Below are 19,279 nucleotides of genomic sequence, written 5' to 3' on the forward strand. Positions count from 1 at the left end.
TTTCAGGGACGGCGCACAGCACTCCGAAGGAAGGAGCACGTCACTTGAGTGACGCACCGGTCCAGCCGTACACATACCGTCGCCCGCTGCTCGGGGAACCCGACTGGCGGCGCTTCCCGGGATGGCGGCACGTCACCCAGGCCGAATGGGAGTCGGAGCAGTGGCAGCGCCTGAACAGCGTCAGGAACGCCCGCCAGTTACGGGCCGTCCTCGGCGATCTGGTCGGTGAGACCTTCTACGCCGACCTGGCGCGCGACCGCGCCGAGCGCGCGACGATGTCGCTGCTCGTTCCGCCGCAGATCCTCAACACGATGGCGAGCGGGGAGCCGGTCGCGGGGGCCGGCAGCCTCACCGACGCCTTCTACTCGGACCCGGTACGCCGCTACATCCTGCCCGTCTTCTCCGACCGGCGTGCCGACTGGCCGTCCCATCCACGGGCGACCCGGGACGCACTGCACGAGCAGGAGATGTGGACCGTCGAGGGGCTGACCCACCGTTACCCCACGAAGGTGCTGGCCGAGGTCGTCCCCACCTGTCCGCAGTACTGCGGACACTGCACCCGGATGGACCTCGTCGGGCAGAACACGCCCCAGGTCACCAAGACGAAGTTCACCATCAAGCCGACGGACCGGCTGGCCGCCATCCTGGCCTATCTGCGCGCCCACCCCGAGGTCCGCGACGTCGTCGTCTCCGGCGGTGACGTGGCGAACGTCCCCTGGCGCCGGCTGGAGGCGTTCACCGCGCAGTTGCTGGACATCGACAGCATCCGCGACATCCGGCTGGCCTCCAAGGCGCTCGTCACCCTTCCCCAGTACTGGCTGTCGAGCGAGGTCCTCTCCGGGATGGAGCGCCTGGCGAAGGTCGCCCGCGACCGGGATGTGCACATCGCCGTGCACACCCATGCCAACTCCGCCCGGTCGGTCACCCCGCTGGCCGCACGGGCGGCGCGCGCGGTACTCGGCACGGGCATCCGGGACGTACGCAACCAGGGCGTCCTGATGCACGGCGTCAACGACTCGGCGGAGCAACTGCTCGACCTGTGCTTCGCCCTGGTCGACGGCGCCGGGATCACGCCGTACTACTTCTACCTCTGCGACATGATCCCGTTCAGTGAGCACTGGCGGATCCCGCTGTCCCGGGCACAGCGGCTCCAGGACGAGATCATGGGATATCTCCCCGGGTTCGCGACGCCGAGGATCGTCTGCGACGTCCCCTACGTCGGAAAGCGCTGGGTGCATCAGACGGTCGAGTACGACCGGACGCGCGGCATCTCGTACTGGGACAAGAACTACCGAACTCCTCTGGAAGCGGACGACACGGACGCGTTGGCGCGTCGACACGAGTACCTGGACCCGATCCACACATTGCCGGAGGAAGGCCAGGAATGGTGGCGCAGGGAAGCCCTTCAGGGGGCGGGCGGCCCGTCGCACGAGGGATGACCATGGAAATAGTCGAACAACACGACCTGCGTATCGCCGTACTCGACGCCCGGGAGGCCGAGAGCGGAGACACCCTGCCGGACGAGCCCGGCATCGACATGGTGCGGATCGTCGATCCCACCCCGCAACTGTGCGCCGAACTGGCCCCGAGGGGCTTCCTGTTCAAGCCCCAGTGGCTCTTCTGGTCGCGCCCGGTGCACCCCACCGTCGAGGCCTACCTGGACACGCTCGGCGCCCGCACGCGCAAGCACACCCGCCAGGCGCTGCGGAAGACCGCGCAGGGGCACCGGCTGGAGGTCGAGACGCCGATCGACCCGGCACGCCTCGACGTCTGGTACCGCCTGTACGAGCGCCATATCGCCTCCCTCCCGAGGGGCACCCTGTACGCCGCCGAGGACCTGGCCGACTTCCGCGCCCACCCCGACCGGGTGGTGGGCCTCTACCTGTACGACGGCGACCGGATGGCCGCGGGGCTGATCTGTCTGAAGGTGCCGCGCAACGACATGCTGCGCATCACCTACTTCGCCGCCGACCAGGAGCGTCCCGACCCGGGCATCACGCCGTACATGTACGTCCAGGCGGGCGTCGTCGCGGCCGAACTCGGTTACGGGAAGCTCTCCGCCGGCGCCGACCCGAACTTCTACGGCCATGACGTCGCCACCGGTCTGTACCGGCTGAAGAAGAGGCTCGGTTTCCGGGCCGACCCCCTGTGGCGTTTCGAGGCGGACGACCCGCCCGTGCTGGAACGGGTGGTGTCCCTGGCGCGCTGTGAGGACCCGTCCTTCTGCGTCAGCTACAGCGGCTTCGACCCGACGGAATCCACCCTGGTCGGAAATGTCTTCTCGGCGCGCCCCGACATCGACACGACGCACTTCGGAGCACCTATGTTCTCTTCGGTCGAGGCCCGTCCCGTGACCGAGCGCGAGGTGGAGTTCCTGTGACACGCAGACTGCTGCTACTGGACTGGGACGAGCGCTACCGCTCCTATGTGCTGGAGGCGAGCCGTGCGCTCGGCCTGACTGTGCACCTGGTGCTGCGGGAGCCGCTCGACCCGCTGCCCGAGGGCGTGGACCGCGTCCATGTGCTGCCCGGCCTCTACGACGACCCCGTGCTGTGGGTCTCCGACCTCGCCCGGTACGCCCGCGAGCACGACATCGCCGGAGTCCTCACCCACGAGGACGAACTCGTCGAGCTCAGCGCCGCGTTGAGCGAGGAGCTGGGCCTGCCCGGCGCCTCCCTGGCCGCCGTGCACTCCTGCATGGACAAGGGCATCACCCGCGAACTCCTCACCGCCGCCGGGGTACCCGGACCGCGGCACCGGATCGCGACCTCCCTGGAGGAGGCGCGGGCGGCGCTGGCCGAACTGACGCTGCCCGTGGTCCTCAAGCCGGTGGCCGCCTCCGGTGGCCAAGGGGTGACGAAGCTGTCGGACGCCGCCGCACTGCCGCAGGCCTGGCAGTGGGCGAGCGAGCCGTACAGCTATCTGCCGTCGGCCTACCACCACGTGATCATCGAGGAGTTCCTGGAGGGGCCCCTGGTGAGTGTGGAGGCGGCGGTGCTGGACGGGGAGGTCCATGTCGTCGCCACCACGGACGGACTGCAGACGATCGAGCCGATCGGTCCGACCCAGTCGCGTTTCGTGTACGACGGCCTCCTCGTGCCCTCCCGGCTGCCCGAGGACGACCACCGCGAGCTGAGCCACTGGACACGGGAAGCGATCCGCGCGCTGGACATCCGCACCGGCGTCGTCCACACCGAGTTCAAGCGCACCCCCGAGGGCGTCCGCGTGGTCGAGGTCAATCCGCGGCTGCCCGGCGTCTACATCCCGGAGTTGGTGCGTCGCGCCCTGGGCGTCGACCTCGCAGGCGTCGCCCTGCAACTGGCTCTCGGCGAGCGCCCCGACCTCACCGAGCGCCATCGGCGGGGGGCCTGCGTACGGCTGCTGCTGGCGCAGGACTCCGGCACGGTCGTCGACATCGAGGGACTGGCTCAGGCCGCCGCCGCGCCCCATGTCGTACGGGCGCGCCTGTTCGCCGAACCGGGCGACTGGATCGCACCCCCGCAGCAGGGGGAGATCGAGTCGCGCCTCGGCTATGTGCTCACCGAGCACGACGACGGCCCGCATCAGGCGTTGAGCGCGGCCGAGGAGGGGCTGGACATGCTGGCGGTGCGGGTGACGGGCGCCGGTCTTTCGGGAGCGAGGCGGTGACCACTGGTTCCTTCGCCCCGCTCATCGACGTCGAGGGCATACGCGAGCGGCATGGGATACCCGGGCTGGCCCTGGCCCTCGTGGACGCGGACGGCGTCGTACGGGCCGAGGGCTTCGGCCGTACGAGTGCGGAGGAGGACGGCTCGGCGGTCTCGGCCGGGACACTGTTCCGGCTGGGGTCGGTCACCAAGTCGCTGACCGCGACCGCGGTGCTGCGGCTGTGCGAGCAAGGTCTGATCGACCTCGACCGTCCGGTCACCGACGTGCTGCCCGCGCTCACCGGCACCGGCTACCCGGACATCGAGCGGATCACGCCACGGATGCTGCTGGGCCACACGGCCGGGCTGCCCGACGACTTCTTCCTCACCGGCAGCCGTGACCCGCGGGACCTGGGCCGGGTCGTCCCGGCACTCCTGCGGACGTACACACCTCTCGCGCCCCCGGGCACGGCGTACTCGTACAGCAATCCCGGCTACGACCTGGCCGGCCTGCTGGCCGCCTCCGTCGCGGGCACCACGTTCCCCGAGGTCCTCGACGACACGCTCCTCGGGCCGCTGGGCATGACGCGTACGCTCTTCGACCCGGACGTGGCCGTGACCCACCCGCACGCCCTGTCCCACGACTTCGGCGTCGACGGGGTGCCGACCGTGGAGCGCGGGCTCATCGACAATGTCGCGCACTACCCGTCCGCTTTCGCGTGGTCGAGCGCGCTCGACCTGGCGCGGTTGGTCGCCATGGTCCTGAACGAGGGACGGCACGGGGCGCACAGCCTGCTCACGCCCGAAACCGTACGGCTGATGACGACGGCACACGCTTCGCTCCACCTCCCGGACCGGCGGGCGAGCACACTGGGTCTTCGGCGGTGGCGGTGGCAGGGCCGCACGTTCGTCGGCCACCCCGGCGAGATGTGCGGGTACGGCACCTGGCTGCTCATGCTTCCCGAGGAGCGCGTCGGGGCGGTGCTGCTGGTGAACGCGCGGCCGCCAGGATTCGATGGCGCGGCCTTGCTGCACCGGGTACTGGAGACGAGCGCCCCGCCGGCCTCGTCAGCCCCGCCGCGACCGCGCGCCGAGGGCCGGGCGCGGGAGAGCGGCGGGCCCCCACCCGGCTGCGCGGGGGTCTTCGTCGGGCAGGCCACCGGGCTGGTACGGCTCACCGTCGAGGACTGTGGACTGGTCGCGGAGATCAACGAACAGCGGGTCGCTCTCAAGGCCACCCCGGACGGCCGGTACGAGGGAGACCTCGGCGGCGACACCGTGTCCCTGGGCTTCGTGCCGGCCACGGACGGCGATGTGACCTATGTGATGGTCGACGGAGAGCTGTGCCGGCGCTTCGACGAACGCCGGCTGGAGCGCCCGGACGCGGCCGACCTGGAGCGTTACACCGGCACGTACACCCGCCTCGACCAGGTCGAGGTCTTCGTCCGGGACGGAGAGCTGTATCTGTACTCCGAGGAGGACCGCAGCGAGCTGCGGTGCCTGCCGATCACCCGCACGATGTTCGCCTTCCAGGGAGGGGTGTTCGAGTTCATGGTGGACGACGCGGGCGACGTCACCGGTATGCGGGCCCGGAACGCCGTGACGCTGAGGAGGACGGGGCCGCCCACGGACGCGCTCGACGTGCCCCCGCCCGCCCCGGTCGTACCGCCCGCCCCGCCCGCCCAGGTCGTCCTGGACGCCGCCGACCTCCACTCCTCGGTGCACGACCCCGTCCTCACCTCCATGACGCTGCTGAACGACATCGCCGGCCGGTATCCCCAGGCCGTCTCCTTCGCGGCCGGGCGCCCCTACGAGGGTTTCTACGACGTCGGCTCGCTGCCCCGGCAACTGGGCGCCTTCGAGCGGTATCTGGAGAGCGAACTGGGCCTGGGCCCCGAGGAGGTGCGCCGCACCTTCTTCCAGTACGGCCGCACGAAGGGGGTCATCCACCGGCTGATCGCCCGGCACCTCGAACTCGACGAGCGGATGACCGTCGACCCCGAGTCCCTGGTCGTGACCACCGGCTGCCAGGAGGCCATGGTCCTGGTCCTGCGCGCGCTGCGCCGCGACGAGCGGGACGTGGTGCTGACCGCCGTACCGGCCTATGTGGGCTTCCTCGGCGCGACCCGGATCGTCGACATGGCCGTACGCGAGGTGCGGGAGGGGCCGGGCGGTATCGACCTGGACGACCTGGCGGAACAGATCCGCCGCGCCAGGGCCGCGGGCCTGCGGCCACGAGCCTGCTATGTCGTGCCCGACTTCGCCAACCCCAGCGGGGTCAGCATGTCCCTGGCGGACCGGCGGCGGCTGCTGGAACTGGCGGAGCGGGAGGACCTGCTGATCCTGGAGGACAACCCGTACTCCTTCTTCCACTCGGGGACGGGACGGCTGCCCACCCTCAAGGTCCTCGACCGGACACGGAGGGTGGTCTACTTCGGCTCGTTCGCCAAGACGGCGTTCGCGGGCGCCCGGGTCGGCTATGTGGTGGCCGACCAGCCGGTCGCGGGGGAGGGACTGTTCGCGGACCAGCTGGCCCGACTGAAGAGCATGCTGACGCTGAACACCTCGACCGTCGCCCAGGCCGTGATCGGCGGGTACCTCGTCGAGAACGAGTGCAGCCTGGAACGCGCGACGCTGCGAGAGGCGGCCGTCTACCGAAGGAACCTGCGCGCCGCGCTTGACGGTCTGGAACAACGCCTCGGCGCGGGCACCCCGGCCGGTCCGGTCTCCTGGAACACCCCGGGCGGCGGCATGTTCCTCGTCCTCACCCTGCCCTTCGCCGCCGACGAGGCGATGCTCGAACTGTCGGCGAGGAAGTTCGGCGTGCTCTGGACCCCGATGCACCACTTCTACGGCGGCTCCGGCGGCTCCCATCAGATCCGGCTCTCGCTGAGCGTCCTGTCCCCGGAGCAGATTGCGCTCGGCCTGGACCGACTGGCCGCGTTCGTCATCGAGGCGCCGCGGATTTCGTGAACGCCTCAACTGCCGTGTATGCCCTGAACCTGTTCCGGACCTGTTCGGGACCTGTTCGGGACCTGTAGGACAGCTCCCGGATACCTTCCGTCGCCGGGCCGTTCTTCACGCAAGGGGCTGTCCCAGGTCCACCGAGCCTCAGCTGAACACGATCATCGACCCCTGCGCCAGACTCCGCGTCGCCGCCGCGTGCAGCCCCAGCCACACATGCCGTTCGCGGGCGAAGGGGCTCGGATCGTACGGGGCCGGAACGGCCGGTTCCTCCAACTCCGTCGGCGTCAGCGGTGCCTCGGGGGGTGCCGGGGGGTTCGCCGGGTCGATGCCGATCGACGGGGCGACGAACTCCAGCTCCCGCAGCAGCGCCTGGGAGGAACCCAACGGGCCGCCCCCGGCGAGGAGTTCGTCGCTCGACAGCGGCTGTGGGAAGTCGACCGGCACGTACGCGCCCGCGTGGTCGTAGTGCCAGACCAGGTGCGACTGCTGGGCCGTCCCCTCGAACATCTCCAGCAGCTGTTCGTAGTCGCCGCCCAGTTCGTCCACCGGGGTCACCGCGAGCCCGCACACCTGGAGCAGATACGCCCGGCGCAGGAAGTGCAGCGCGTCGTAGTCGAAGCCGGCGACCGGGGCCACCTCGCCGCTCAGGCCCGGCATGTACTGGTAGACCGGCACCGGCGGCAGCCCGGCCTCTCCCAGCAGCTTGTTGTAGAGCGCGAGTTCCTCGGCGAAGGGATTGTCGGGGGTGTGGCACAACACGTCGATGAGCGGGACGAGCCAGAGGTCACAGGCCAAAAGAGCTCCTCGGGTCTACGGCGCACAGCGGTCGGTGGGCATGACACCGGGTTCGGTGGTCAGGGAAGCGTAGTCGCTGAACGCGGCTTCAGTCCCCGTCCGTCGCGGCAGTGGCTCCTGCCAGATCCCATACCCACACACCGCCCACCCACCTACCCGGCTCGCCCACCAGCTTGTCCACCGCCTCGCGCAACCGCTCGTCGTACAGCTGCGGAGCGAGGACCAGCGCCCCCGCGTGCCAGTACGCGAAGTCCGCGCGGGCCTGCGCCCGCCAGTTCTTCCCGATGGTCGGGACCTCGCCGCCATAACGGATGTCACGCAGGAGGTTGGAGGTGTGGCGGGGGACGGCGCCGTAGATCCCGACCCGGTCCTCGCCGAAGGGGCCGTTGAAGTAGCCGCCGGGCATCCGGAAGCCGAAGTCGGCCGTGGTCTGCCAGTGCAGCGCCGTCGCGTTGCCCGGGTCCGGCAGCGGCACGGGCACCAGGGTCTCGCCGGCCTCGGTGTCGACGTACGACTTCCACGTCCCGTCGGCGATGAACGCCGGGACGTCCGGGCGTTCGACCGACTTCAGGGGGGCCGGGACGATCGGCAGCAGCGCGAGGGTGATCGCGAGGAAGCCGACGTACCGGGTGCCGAGGCTCCGCACCGACGCCAGCCGTTCGCAGGCGAGGGCCAGCAGCATGCCGAGTACCGGGGCGCAGACCATCGCCACGCGGCCCTCGATGACCGACTCGAACAACGGCAGGTCGGCGAGCAGCGCCCAAGGGCCGGGGACGACCAGGTCCGTCTGCGGGAGGCGGATCTTCGGGCCCAGGGAGAGCAGGGCCGCCGCCGTCGCCGTGCACGCGAGCGCCTTCACCAACGGCCGCTCCCACAGGCGTACGACGATGCCGAGGGCCAGCAGGACGAGCGGCCAGCCGTAGAAGGCGTTCTGCTCGGTCGGGTTGAGGGAGAGGGCGTTCGCACGGTCCTGGTCGCCCGCGAGGAGCGAGCGCTCGGCGAAGGAGAGGAGGGCCAGAGGACTGTTGCCCGCGTTGTCGCCGTGCAGCACGCTCTTGTAGCTCTGCGGGCCGAAGAACTGCCAGGACAGCGGGAACGCGACGAGGGGGAGCGCGACCAGCGCCGCGATGCCCAGGCCCTTGAGGAGGGGGCGCCAGGCGGCACGGGCCACGTCACGGCGTACGACCGCGTACGCGGCGGCGAACAGCAGCATCCCCATCGCGGCGAGCAGCAGCGGCTCCTCGCCGAGGAAGACCTGGTACGCGGCCATCAGCCCCAGGACGACGCCGTCCCGTCGCGTGCGGGCGCCCGTGCACAGCCGCAGCGCCCGGTCGATGATCAGCGGCATCATGAACAGCACGACGAAGTTCGGGTGCGCGTTGGCGTGGCTGACCATCGGCGGCGCGAAGGCGGCGAGGACCGCGCCCGCGAAGGCCGCTCCCCGGTGTCGGACCACCCTTTTGACGATCAGCCAGTACCAGGCGGCGGCCGTGCCGGCGAGGCCCAGGGTCATGACCAGGGCGAGCGAGACGGACGGACCCAGGGCGAGCGTGACGGGCGTGAAGGGCACGGACAGGCCGAGCATGACCGTGTTGGCCATCAGGTTCACACCGTCGGGAAAGCCCTGGAAGTCGGTGAACAGCGGGTTTCTGAGGTGGACGACGTTGTCGGCCGTGACCGCGAGGAACCACTCCCACTGGTTCTGGTCCTGGAGGGAGTCCGGCAGATAGCGGCCGTTCGGGTCGATCCACCGTCCGGCGTGGAGCAGCACGGACAGCAACAGGAAGGCGATGACGGCGAGAACGTCGGCCGGGCGTACGGATCGGGCCTTCAGGGCGGCGAGTTCGCCGAGGACGCGGGCGTAGTCGTGCGGCCGGATCTTCGAACCGGGCTGGTGCGACCAGCGGATCGGCACCTCGGCGACGGCCCAGCCGGAGTGCCGGAAGTGCTGGAGTATCTCGATGTCTATGCCGAACCCGTTGAGGCGGGAGACGGCGAAGGCCGCGCGGGCCCGGTCGCCGTCGAACAGCTTGAAGCCGCACTGGGTGTCCCGGATGCCCGGCACCGCGAGCCCGCGTATCAGCAGGTTCCCGGCGCGGCCGAGGCTCTCGCGCACCCGGTGCTGACGCCGCTCGATGTCCGCGCCCGGCGCCTCGCGGGAACCGATCGCGGCCGCGTGCCCGTCGGAGAGCGCTTTGTCGAGCCGCTCCAACTCGCCGATGGGCGCGGCGAGATCGGCGTCCGTGACGAGGATGCGCCGCCCGTAGGAGGCGAGGACGCCGAGGCGCAGGGCGTGGCCCTTGCCGAGGTTGCGGGGTCCGCCGACGACGAGTTGGACGCGGGCGTCCCGGGCGGTGGCGGCGGCCACGACGTCCCGGGTGCCGTCCGTCGAGCCGTCGTCGACGACGATGACCTCCCAGGTGGCGGCGGCCTGTGTCGCCGTCAGATGGGCGACGACCGCGTCCAGGGTCGGGGCGAGGCGCTGCTCCTCGTTGTAGGCCGGGATGACGACGGAGAGATCGACGGTGGGGGTCGCGATCGTGCTCATTCGGCGGCCAGGCGCTCGACGAGGTCGAGGGAGTGGGCGTCGTACGCGGCGATGATCTCCTGCGCGGTCTGCGCGTCCCGGCGGGTGAGGGCGTCGACGAGGTCGGTGTGGCTCGCCCACAGCCGCCCCTTGAGCCCGTCGGGGCCCTTCACCCGGCGCAGGAACTGCACCGCGCACACCCAGGCCTGAACGCGCAGCCGGTGCAGGAAGTCGGCGAGGTAGGGGTTGCCGAAGAGAATGCTCAACTCGCGCCAGAAACGCAGGTCGTAGCCGATGAGGATGTCCAGGTCACCGGCGGTGGCGGCACGTCGGGCCTCCTCGCCGCGACGCCGGACTCCCGCGAGCGCGGCGGCCGCACGGGGATCGACCTTCCGTTCCCCCAGCCGCCGGAACATGCCGTCGGTGACCAGGATGCGGGCCTCGACCATGTGCCGGTAGTCGTCCAGCGAGTACTCGTGCACCTGGAAGCCGCGGTGCTGCACGGCGTCCAGCAGTCCCTGCGCGGACAGATCCACCAGCGCCTCGCGCACGGGCGTCGCCGACACCCCGTACTGCTCGGCGATCTCCTTGACCGTGAACTCCTGCCCCGGCTGGAGACGGCCGCCCAGCACCTCGTCACGGAGCGCGTCCGCGAGCTGTTGCCGCAGGGTGCTACGGGTCACGGCGCCATTGCCGCCGCCGGTGCCGGGCATTGTGGTCTGGGTCCCCCTCCGCGTACGGGTGCGGGTCTGCCGCACATGTGCTCTCTGCACGCCTGTTACGTGCTTTCTGTGTTCTCTTACGAGCACGTCACCTTACGCGTTCGGGTTCGGGCCAAGGTGTTTTGGTCTTTTGTCGACCGAGGGGGAGCGAGAGTGGAGTTCGAGTGGCAGCCCCGGTTGGGTCTGGGCACCCTGGGACAGGCCGGCCACGGCAGGAGCACCCTGGCGGCGGCCCTGAGCCGTCGCCACGGATATGTGGACTGTTTCGAGCACACCGACGGTGTCCGTGACCTGATCGTCGGCGGGGCCCGGGTGGACGCCGTGATCCTCGTGGTCGCCGCGGACGAGGGGGTGCGGGCGCAGACCCGCGAGCAGGTACGGGTGGCCCGGCGGGTGGGGGTGGCGTGTGTCGTCGTGTTCCTCAACAAGTGCGACTTGGTGGAGGACGGGGACATGCTGGGGCTGGCGGAGGCGGAGGTCCGTGAGCTGCTGTCGGCGCACGGATTCCCGGGCGCCGAGATCCCTGTCGTACGCGGGTCCGCGCTGCGGGCGCTGGAGGAGGACCCCGAGGCGGTCGAGGAGATCGACGAACTCGCCCGGCGCCTGGACACATACGTCCCCGACCGGGTGCGGGAGGCCGACCGCCCGTTCCTGCTGGCGATCGAGGGCGTCTTCGACCGCCCCGGGGACGCAGGCCCGGTCGTCACCGGCCGGATCCTGCGGGGCACGGTCCGGTCCGGCGACGAGATCGAGATCGTCGGGGGCAGGGCCTCGGCGGGCCGGGTGATCTGTGCCGGGGTGGAGATATTCGGCAGACCTGTGGTCGAGGGGGAGGCGGGCCACGGCGTCGGGGTGCTGTTGCGCGGGGTCGGACCCGAGGGCCCCGAGGTCGCACGAGGGCAGGTGCTGGCGGCGCCGGGCACTGCCACGGCGTACCGCGCTTTCGAGGCCGAGGTGTATCTGCGGTCCGAGGAAGAAGGAGGCTTCGGGGCGCCTGTCGCCGAGGGCCGGAAGGCACGGTTCTTCTTCCGCTCCGCCGAGTTCACCGGCACGATCGGGCTGCCCGAGGGCGTGCGGGAGGCGGCGCCCGGGGCGCACAGCCGGATGAGGGTGACTCTGGAGCGGCCGGTCGCCATGGAGGTCGGGCTGCGGTTCGTGATCCTGGAGGGTGGGCGGCCGGTGGGAGTGGGGGTCGTGGCGGGTGTGGCGGGTGTGGGTGGTGTATCGGGTGGTTCGGTATCGGGTGGTTCCGCGTGAGGTGAGCAACGGCGAGGGCGCCCCCGGCGCGGAAGCCGGGAGCGCCCTTTCGTGAAGTCCTCGCGGCCTCAGGCCGTGTACTCGACCGACTGTGTACTCGTCAGATCACGTGCTGGTCAGGCCATGTGCTGGTCAGACCGTGTACTCGTCCGCCACCGAAAGCGCCGCGTCCAGGGCCGCCAGGCCCTCCTTGGCCTCGGCCTCCGTGATGTTGCACGGGGGGACGACGTGGGTGCGGTTCATGTTGACGAAGGGCCAGATGCCGTTCGCCTTGGCGGCGGAGGCGAAGGCGACCATGGGGGCGTTGGCCTCGCCGGCCGCGTTGTAGGGGACCAGGGGTTCGCGGGTCTCGCGGTCCTTCACCAGCTCCAGGGCCCAGAACATGCCGACACCGCGTACCTCACCCACCGACGGGTGGCGCTCGGCCAGCTCGCGCAGGGCGGGCCCGATGAGCGAGGCGCCCAGGTTCTCGGCGTTCTCGATGACGCCCTCCTCCGCCATGACGTTGATCGTCGCGACGGCGGCGGCGCAGGCCAGGGGGTGCCCGGAGTACGTCAGACCGCCCGGGTACGGCCGCTTGCCGAAGGTCTCGGCGATGGCGGGCGAGATGGCGACGCCGCCGAGGGGGACGTAACCGGAGTTCACTCCCTTGGCGAAGGTCATGAGGTCGGGCACCACACCGAAGAGGTCGGCGGCGAACCACTCGCCGGTCCGCCCGAACCCCGTCATGACCTCGTCCAGGACGAAGACGATCCCGTACTTGTCGCAGAGGTCCCGGACCCCGGCCAGATAGCCCGGCGGCGGGATCATGATGCCGGCGGTGCCCGGGATGGTCTCCAGGATGATCGCGGCGATGGTCGCCGGCCCCTCGAAGGCGATCGTCGTCTCCAGGTGCTCCAGCGCGCGGGCGGTCTCCTGCTCCTCGGTCTCCGCGTAGAAACGGGAGCGGTAGAGGAAGGGTGCCCAGAAGTGCACGACACCGGCGCTCGCGCTGTCGGAGGCCCAGCGGCGGGGGTCGCCGGTGATGTTGACGGCCTGCTGGGTGCCACCGTGGTACGAGCGGTAGGCGGAGAGCACCTTGGGGCGGCCGGTGTGCAGCCGGGCCATGCGTACGGCGTGCTCGACCGCGTCCGCGCCGCCGTTGGTGAAGAAGATCTTGTCCAGGTCGCCGGGGGTGCGCTCGGCGATCAGCCGGGCCGCCTCGGAGCGGGCCTCGATCGCGAAGGCGGGGGCGAAGGTGGACAGGGTGGCGGCCTGTTCCTGGATCGCGGCGACGACCTTCGGGTGCTGGTAGCCGATGTTCGTGTAGACGAGGCCGCTGGTGAAGTCGAGGTACCGGTTGCCGTCGTAGTCCCAGAAGTACGAACCCTCCGCGCCGGCGACGGCTAGCGGGTCGATGAGCTCCTGTGCGGACCAGGAGTGGAACACATGTGCCCGGTCCGCGGCCTTTACGGCCGCGCCGACCTGGGGATTCGACTGAGGGGTCATGGGACGAGGCTAGGCGTGCGGAGGACGGGCGGGATATCGGCGTCCTGTCTGCGCCTCGGCCGGGAACACGACAGTGTGTCGCCCCCTTGTGCAACTGTGCGATCGACCACGACGTACTCGCACCCGCCTACGAACCCCTCCCACCCGAGCTCTCATGCGCGGGCGGCCGTTACGGAACCGTAGACACCGCTCCATCCACCTCCCCGGATGCCCGCATTACGATCGGTCCGTTGTGCACCTATTGGGGGAAGACGGGGGGCAGCGGACATGGAGAAGCTCGGGCCTGGTGATCCGCAGCGGATCGGGGCGTACCGCCTGCTCGCGCGGCTCGGCGCGGGGGGCATGGGCCAGGTGTACCTGGCCCGGTCCGACCGCGGCCGCACGGTCGCCGTCAAGCTCGTCCGGCAGGAGCTGGCCGAGCAGGAGGAGTTCCGGGCCCGCTTCCGGCAGGAGGTGCAGGCCGCCCGCCAGGTCGGCGGCTACTGGACCGCCCCGGTCCTGGACGCCGACACCGACGCCGACATCCCCTGGGTCGCCACCGGCTACGTCGCCGGCCCCAGCCTCCAGAGCGTCGTCGGACACGACCACGGCGCCCTCCCCGAGCGCTCCGTACGCATCCTCGCCGCCGGGCTCGCCCACGCGCTCCAGGACATCCACACCGCCGGGCTGATCCACCGCGACCTCAAGCCGTCCAACGTCCTCGTGACCATCGACGGACCCCGCGTCATCGACTTCGGTATCGCGCGCGCCCTGGAGACCGTCACCGACGGTGGCCTCACCCGCACCGGCGCGCTCGTCGGCTCGCCCGGCTTCATGGCCCCCGAGCAGGTGCGCGGCGACCGCGTCACCTCCGCCTGCGACGTCTTCTGCCTGGGCTCCGTCCTCGCCTACGCCGCCACCGGCGCCCTGCCCTTCGGCAGCGCCAACTCCGGTGTGCACGCGCTGATGTTCCGTATCGCGCAGGAGGAACCCGACCTGGAGGAGCTGCCCGAGGGCCTCCACGACCTCGTACGGGACTGCCTGAAGAAGGAGCCCGCCGAGCGGCCGACGCTGGCGCAGATCCTGGAGCGTACGGGCGCCGAAAACACGGTCTTCGCCGGACGCTCCCGCGACCCGTGGCTGCCGAGCGCCCTCGTCGCCCAACTCGGCCGCCGTGCCGTGGAGCTGCTCGACACGGAGGACCCGGAGGACCCCATCGCGCCCAAGGGGACGGGCGGTCCGGAGGGCGCGGCCGGTCCGGGAAGGCCCGACCTCACCAAGGAAGCCGCCTCCGCCCCCGCCGCTCTTCCCGCGCTCCCGCCGGCCCCGCCCGAGCACGCCCCGGCCGCGCCCGGCGCTGCCCCGCTGGACCGGCTGCCCACCCAGATCGCGGGCGCCCAGCCGCCCCCGCCGGCCACCCCGCCGGGCCCCGCCGTGTACGGCTACCCGCAGCAGCACCCCCAGCCCGCCCCCGGCTACGGCTACCCGCAGAACCCCTACGGGCAGCAGCCACAGGGCTACGGCGCGTACGGCGGGGCGGCCGCCCCGGCCCTGGGCCCCACGCCGCCCTACGGCCCCACACCCCCGTACGGTCCGGGCGGGGCCGCCCCGCAGCCGCAGCCCGAGCCCCCACGCAAGAACCGCAAGTCCTCAGTCCTCCTCGTGATCGTCGCCCTGGTCGTGGCGCTCGCCGCCGGTGGCTCGGTGTACGCGCTGATGAAGAGGGGCGACGACGGCGGCAAGGAGGACGACGCCAAGGGCGGGAAGAGCACCAGCGCGGCGCCGACCCCCGGGCCCACGACGTCCGAGCCGACGGATCCGCCCAGCTCGGCGGAGCCCTCCGAGTCCGAGGACGACGGCACGATCCCCGAGGAGTTCCTCGGCACCTGGAACGCCACCATCGACAACGCCGACGGCGAGAACACCCGTGAACTCGTCATCCAGCAGGGCGAGGTGGGCGACACCGTGCTCTCGCTCACGGCGGACGGCCCGGCGGGCAGCGGCACCTACCACTGCGTGTTCGAGGCCGAACTGACCGAGGAACCGGACGACGACGGCCCCCTCCAGATCGGCCCGTCCACGGTCACGGTCGGCGAACCGGCGACGTCCTGCACCCCGGGCGAGGCCACCGAGGTCAGCCTCCTCCCCGACGGCCGCCTGCGCCGGGTCAACACGGAGTCGGGCGAATCACTGACGTACGCGAAGACCTCGTAAGGGGCGCGGGGCCGTGCCGATACGCGGCTCCGCCACGTGGGCGCGAGCAACCACGACGATCGCGCACCCGCCGACGCACGAGAACCCGCCGCGCTCTCCAAGAACCCACCCGGCTCTCCCAAGAACCCGCCGCACCCCGAGGTGTCACCGAGCCTCCGGCGGCCGCTGCCGAGGCATGTTCGGCCGAGCCCCCGGAGGCATGGGCATGCGCCCCACACCCCCGCCTTCGGCCCCCCGCCCGACGACCCCGACCGTCTGGATCCCCAGCGGCCCGGTCCCGCTCCGGAACTCCACCATCCAGTCCGCCGTCTCGGCCCGCACCAGCTCCGTCACGTCCTCACAGAACCGCCGCAGCACCCCGAGACACCGCTCCGCCGCCTCCCCGGCCGTCCCCTCCGCCGGCCCGAGCACCTCCCGCACGCTCTCCGACGCCCAGTCGAACTGCAGCACCTGGAGCCGCCGCTGCACCGCCTGCGCCGTGGCCACGTCCCGCATCCACCCGGAGGTCACCCCGAAGAACCGGTCCCCGGCCACGCACGCCACACACAGCAGCAGTGCCAGATATCCCCAGGGCGCCACCCCGCCCATCACCCCGGTCAGATCGATCAACGGCAGCGCGCCCCCGATCAGCGCCCCCGCCGCGGCCCCCACCCGCAGCACTCGCGCCCCCCGCCGCTTCCACACCCGGTCGGCGAGATACCACGCGGCGGTGTCCAGCGCCCCCCGCTCCACCCACCGGTACAGCTCGTCCAGCCGTTCCGCCGGCGCCCCCCAGTCCCCGTGCGGAAACGGCCGCCCGGTCAGATCGCCGACCCAGGGCAGGGCCCCGTCCCCCCACCCGTCGTACGGGACCCCCTCGGGCTGCATCTCCGGCTGACTCACCCGGCACTCCCTACCTACTGACGACGGTGACGGTGCGCACGTGCGTCGGGGTGGCTCCTGACGCGCGGGACCCCTTCCTACCGCCCAATGGGTGGCGAAGACTCCGGTTTCACCACTTTTCCCCCTGGAAAGAGCCCTTGATCAGGTATACGAATCCCCGCAGACTCACTCGAAAGAGTGGCTGAGCACGGGCGGTGCCGACCACGTAGGCTCGGTGCCGAAGCCCCAGGAACTCATGCGAGGAGCTGATCGTGATCCCCGGTGGTGGCCAGCCCAATATGCAGGCGCTGCTCCAGCAGGCCCAGAAGATGCAGCAGGACCTGGCGAAGGCGCAGGAGGAACTCGCGCGGACGGAGGTCGACGGCCAGGCGGGCGGCGGTCTGGTGAGGGCCACCGTCACGGGCTCCGGCGAACTGCGCGCGCTCAAGATCGACCCCAAGGCGGTGGACCCGGAGGACACGGAGACCCTCGCCGACCTGATCGTCGCGGCCGTCCAGGCGGCCAACGAGAACGCCCAGACCCTCCAGCAGCAGAAGCTCGGTCCGCTGGCCCAGGGCCTCGGCGGCGGCAGCGGCATCCCCGGCCTGCCTTTCTAAGGAGGCGGGTGGCCAACTACCGTACGTACTGAACGAACCCAGGGAAGGACGGCAGTCCGTTGTACGAAGGCGTGGTCCAGGACCTCATCGACGAGCTGGGGCGGCTGCCCGGCGTCGGTCCCAAGAGCGCGCAGCGGATCGCCTTCCACATCCTGCAGGCGGAGCCGACGGACGTGCGGCGTCTGGCGCAGGCCCTCCTCGAAGTGAAGGCGAAGGTCCGCTTCTGCGCGACCTGCGGCAATGTCGCACAGGAGGAGCTGTGCAACATCTGCCGCGACACGCGCCGCGACCCCACGGTCATCTGTGTCGTGGAGGAGCCCAAGGACGTGGTCGCCGTCGAGCGCACCCGCGAGTTCAGGGGCCGCTACCACGTCCTCGGCGGCGCGATCAGCCCGATCGAGGGCGTCGGCCCCGACGACCTGCGCATACGAGAGCTGCTGGCCCGCCTGGCCGACGGAACGGTCACCGAACTGATCCTCGCCACGGACCCGAATCTCGAAGGCGAGGCCACGGCCACGTACCTCGCCCGCATGATCAAACCCATGGGCCTCAAGGTCACCCGCCTGGCCAGCGGCCTCCCGGTGGGCGGCGACCTGGAATACGCGGACGAGGTGACCCTCGGCCGCGCCTTCGAGGGGAGACGATTGCTGGATGTCTGACGCCACGCTGCACGCGACAGGTCAGAACCCGGACGACTTCGCGGTTCAGATCGCGGACCAGATCGAGAGCTTCCTGGTCGCCGTCTCGGAGGTGGCGAAGGGCGACGAGCCGGACTCGGCCGTCCCCTTCCTCCTCCTGGAGGTCTCCCAGCTGCTCCTGGCCGGCGGTCGCCTCGGCGCGCACGAGGACATCGTCCCCGACGAGCGGTACGAGCCCGACCTGGGCCCCGAGGGCGACGTCGACGTGCTGCGCGAACGCCTCGCCACGATGCTCGAACCGATCGACGTCTACTCCGAGGTCTTCGACCCGTACGAGCCCCGCAAGGCGCCGGTGCCCGCCCGGATCTCCGACGACCTCGCCGATGTGATCGCCGACCTCCGCCACGGCATGGCCCACTACCGCGCGGGCCGCCACACGGAGGCCCTGTGGTGGTGGCAGTTCTCGTACTTCTCCAACTGGGGCTCGACGGCCTCGGCGACGCTCCGCGCGCTCCAGTCGCTGGTGGCGCACGTCCGCCTGAACCAGCCTCTCGCCGAACTGGACGGTCTCGACACCGACCAGGAAATGATGGGCGACGAGACCCTGGAGTTCGAGGCGGGCCAGGTCATGGCGGAGGAGATCGGGGGCCCGCTGGGCCTCGGGAAGGCGAAGCAGCCGTAGCCGCGGCGGACGCCGGGCACTGTCCCTTCGGCCGACACCCGAAGGGACAATACCGGCCAACTCCCTTGATCCGTAGGTTGATCGCACCAGCCAGATCAACGCCTACGCAAGGGGAGAACCGTGCGCGACAGCTCCGCCCGCCGCCTCACGACAGCCGCCGTAGCCGCGGCGGCCGGACTGGCCGTACTGGCCCCGACGGCCGCCCAGGCCCTGGACTCGACCGCCGCGCGGCCGACCGCGATATCCCGGTCGATCGCGTCGGCCGCGCCGGTCGGGTCGGTCGCGTCGGCCGCGGCGAAGCAGCCGGCCAAGCTCACGGTCGCGAGCTACATCACGTACCTCAAGCAGCAGAAGACCCCCGAGGCCAGGAAGACGCTCGCCGCCTTCCGTTCGCTGTCGAAGACCCGGCAGGCCAAGTTCGTCGGCTATCTCCAGAACCGGAAGGTCTACTGGCAGCTGGTCGACCACTCCTGGGGCAAGATCGGCCAGAGCGTCCACCACGTGGAGACGGCGTTCAACAAGGACGTCAAGATCGTCAGCGACGCGACCAGCAAGCGGGCCAAGGACAAGAACCGCACGGTCACACTGACGCACACGGTCACCGAGTACATCTACGGCATCCCCGTGACCTCGGAGCAGGTCCACCTCTCCTACCGCGCCCCCGCCGACCGCATCACCGCCGTCGTGAGCGCCAAGGCCAAGGTGACGAACGTCAACGCCGCGATCACGATCAAGGGCGACACCCGCTCCGCCATCGGAGCGGAGGGCTCCAGCGCGAGCGCGGCCACGTTCTGGATCGCCACCCCGAACGTGAAGTCCTTCGGCAAGGCGGAGCGCTCCGAACACCGCGTCTCGGGCCGACCGGAGGGCACGTGGGAGGCACAGCTGCACAGCTACTGACTTCCT

Annotated in this window: 15 protein-coding genes; 10 read left to right on the top strand and 5 right to left on the bottom strand. The window is 71.0% G+C overall.

Going from position 1 to position 19,279, the window contains the following annotated elements; genetic code table 11:
* The first annotated feature begins 44 nt into the window (after positions 1-44).
* From SGFS_RS32650 to SGFS_RS51520, 4 genes are read left to right on the top strand one after another with little or no spacing between them, the layout of a single operon-like run.
* Complete coding sequence (locus tag SGFS_RS32650; RefSeq protein WP_286255620.1) at positions 45-1,439, top strand: KamA family radical SAM protein; 1,395 nt, start codon at positions 45-47, stop codon at positions 1,437-1,439.
* Positions 1,440-1,441: 2 nt separating this feature from the next.
* On the top strand, positions 1,442-2,380 hold the full coding sequence (locus SGFS_RS32655; RefSeq protein WP_286255621.1) for a GNAT family protein: 939 nt from the start codon (positions 1,442-1,444) through the stop codon (positions 2,378-2,380).
* The gene (locus SGFS_RS32660) at positions 2,377-3,648 is read left to right on the top strand and encodes an ATP-grasp domain-containing protein (RefSeq protein WP_286255622.1); all 1,272 of its coding nucleotides are present in this window, start codon (positions 2,377-2,379) and stop codon (positions 3,646-3,648) included. Before SGFS_RS32655 ends, SGFS_RS32660 begins: the two co-directional genes overlap by 4 nt.
* Positions 3,645-6,599 (top strand): aminotransferase class I/II-fold pyridoxal phosphate-dependent enzyme, encoded by a 2,955-nt coding sequence (locus SGFS_RS51520; protein ID WP_350284030.1) that lies wholly within the window; start codon positions 3,645-3,647, stop codon positions 6,597-6,599. The genes SGFS_RS32660 and SGFS_RS51520 overlap by 4 nt, the downstream gene beginning before the upstream one ends.
* 138 nt (positions 6,600-6,737) lie before the next feature.
* Here SGFS_RS51520 and SGFS_RS32675 read toward each other — a convergent pair whose 3' ends face one another.
* The 3 genes from SGFS_RS32675 to SGFS_RS32685 all read right to left on the bottom strand — a co-directional run bounded on the left by SGFS_RS32675 (position 6,738) and on the right by SGFS_RS32685 (position 10,628).
* Entirely contained in the window at positions 6,738-7,388 is a 651-nt protein-coding gene (locus SGFS_RS32675; RefSeq protein WP_286255623.1) for a hypothetical protein, read from the bottom strand.
* An 88-nt stretch (positions 7,389-7,476) separates the two neighbouring features.
* Entirely contained in the window at positions 7,477-9,936 is a 2,460-nt protein-coding gene (locus tag SGFS_RS32680; protein ID WP_286255625.1) for a dolichyl-phosphate beta-glucosyltransferase, read from the bottom strand.
* On the bottom strand, positions 9,933-10,628 hold the full coding sequence (locus SGFS_RS32685) for a GntR family transcriptional regulator (RefSeq protein WP_286255627.1): 696 nt from the start codon (positions 10,626-10,628) through the stop codon (positions 9,933-9,935). The genes SGFS_RS32680 and SGFS_RS32685 overlap by 4 nt, the downstream gene beginning before the upstream one ends.
* Before the next feature lie 162 nt (positions 10,629-10,790).
* Between SGFS_RS32685 and SGFS_RS32690 the strand changes: the two genes are divergently transcribed.
* Entirely contained in the window at positions 10,791-11,894 is a 1,104-nt protein-coding gene (locus SGFS_RS32690) for a GTP-binding protein (RefSeq protein ID WP_286255629.1), read from the top strand.
* Between the two features lie 132 nt (positions 11,895-12,026).
* Here the strand turns inward: SGFS_RS32690 and SGFS_RS32695 are convergent, their stop codons facing one another.
* Positions 12,027-13,382, bottom strand: a complete 1,356-nt coding sequence (locus SGFS_RS32695) for an aspartate aminotransferase family protein (RefSeq protein WP_286255631.1) — start codon at positions 13,380-13,382, stop codon at positions 12,027-12,029.
* 267 nt (positions 13,383-13,649) lie between these two features.
* Here SGFS_RS32695 and SGFS_RS32700 point away from each other — a divergent pair, with 267 nt between their 5' ends.
* Positions 13,650-15,575: a serine/threonine-protein kinase gene (locus SGFS_RS32700; RefSeq protein ID WP_286255632.1), complete on the top strand. Its 1,926-nt coding sequence runs from the start codon at positions 13,650-13,652 to the stop codon at positions 15,573-15,575.
* A gap of 144 nt (positions 15,576-15,719) precedes the next feature.
* On the opposite strand, the gene SGFS_RS32705 is transcribed toward SGFS_RS32700, so the two are convergent.
* The gene (locus SGFS_RS32705; protein WP_286255633.1) at positions 15,720-16,457 is read right to left on the bottom strand and encodes an SLATT domain-containing protein; all 738 of its coding nucleotides are present in this window, start codon (positions 16,455-16,457) and stop codon (positions 15,720-15,722) included.
* A gap of 251 nt (positions 16,458-16,708) precedes the next feature.
* Here SGFS_RS32705 and SGFS_RS32710 point away from each other — a divergent pair, with 251 nt between their 5' ends.
* From SGFS_RS32710 to SGFS_RS32725, 4 genes are all read left to right on the top strand, one after another.
* Complete coding sequence (locus SGFS_RS32710) at positions 16,709-17,053, top strand: YbaB/EbfC family nucleoid-associated protein (protein WP_286255635.1); 345 nt, start codon at positions 16,709-16,711, stop codon at positions 17,051-17,053.
* 59 nt (positions 17,054-17,112) lie between these two features.
* Positions 17,113-17,712 carry a recombination mediator RecR gene (gene recR, locus SGFS_RS32715; protein ID WP_189263277.1) on the top strand — a complete coding sequence of 200 codons (600 nt, stop codon included), beginning with the start codon at positions 17,113-17,115 and terminating at the stop codon, positions 17,710-17,712.
* On the top strand, positions 17,705-18,373 hold the full coding sequence (locus SGFS_RS32720) for a DUF5063 domain-containing protein (protein WP_286255642.1): 669 nt from the start codon (positions 17,705-17,707) through the stop codon (positions 18,371-18,373). The genes recR and SGFS_RS32720 overlap by 8 nt, the downstream gene beginning before the upstream one ends.
* A 120-nt stretch (positions 18,374-18,493) precedes the next feature.
* Entirely contained in the window at positions 18,494-19,273 is a 780-nt protein-coding gene (locus SGFS_RS32725) for a hypothetical protein (RefSeq protein WP_286255643.1), read from the top strand.
* Positions 19,274-19,279 lie beyond the last annotated feature (6 nt).

Origin of the sequence: Streptomyces graminofaciens (assembly GCF_030294945.1) — a bacterium.
Lineage (GTDB): Bacteria > Actinomycetota > Actinomycetes > Streptomycetales > Streptomycetaceae > Streptomyces > Streptomyces graminofaciens.

What these genes read in the sequence shown, in the direction of transcription:
- SGFS_RS32655 (WP_286255621.1), top strand. Translation starts at nt 1,442, where the DNA reads ATGGAAATAGTCGAACAACACGACCTGCGTATCGCCGTACTCGACGCC.
- SGFS_RS32680 (WP_286255625.1), bottom strand. Translation starts at nt 9,936, where the DNA reads ATGAGCACGATCGCGACCCCCACCGTCGATCTCTCCGTCGTCATCCCG.
- SGFS_RS32685 (WP_286255627.1), bottom strand. Translation starts at nt 10,628, where the DNA reads ATGCCCGGCACCGGCGGCGGCAATGGCGCCGTGACCCGTAGCACCCTG.
- SGFS_RS32695 (WP_286255631.1), bottom strand. Translation starts at nt 13,382, where the DNA reads ATGACCCCTCAGTCGAATCCCCAGGTCGGCGCGGCCGTAAAGGCCGCG.
- SGFS_RS32700 (WP_286255632.1), top strand. Translation starts at nt 13,650, where the DNA reads ATGGAGAAGCTCGGGCCTGGTGATCCGCAGCGGATCGGGGCGTACCGC.
- SGFS_RS32720 (WP_286255642.1), top strand. Translation starts at nt 17,705, where the DNA reads ATGTCTGACGCCACGCTGCACGCGACAGGTCAGAACCCGGACGACTTC.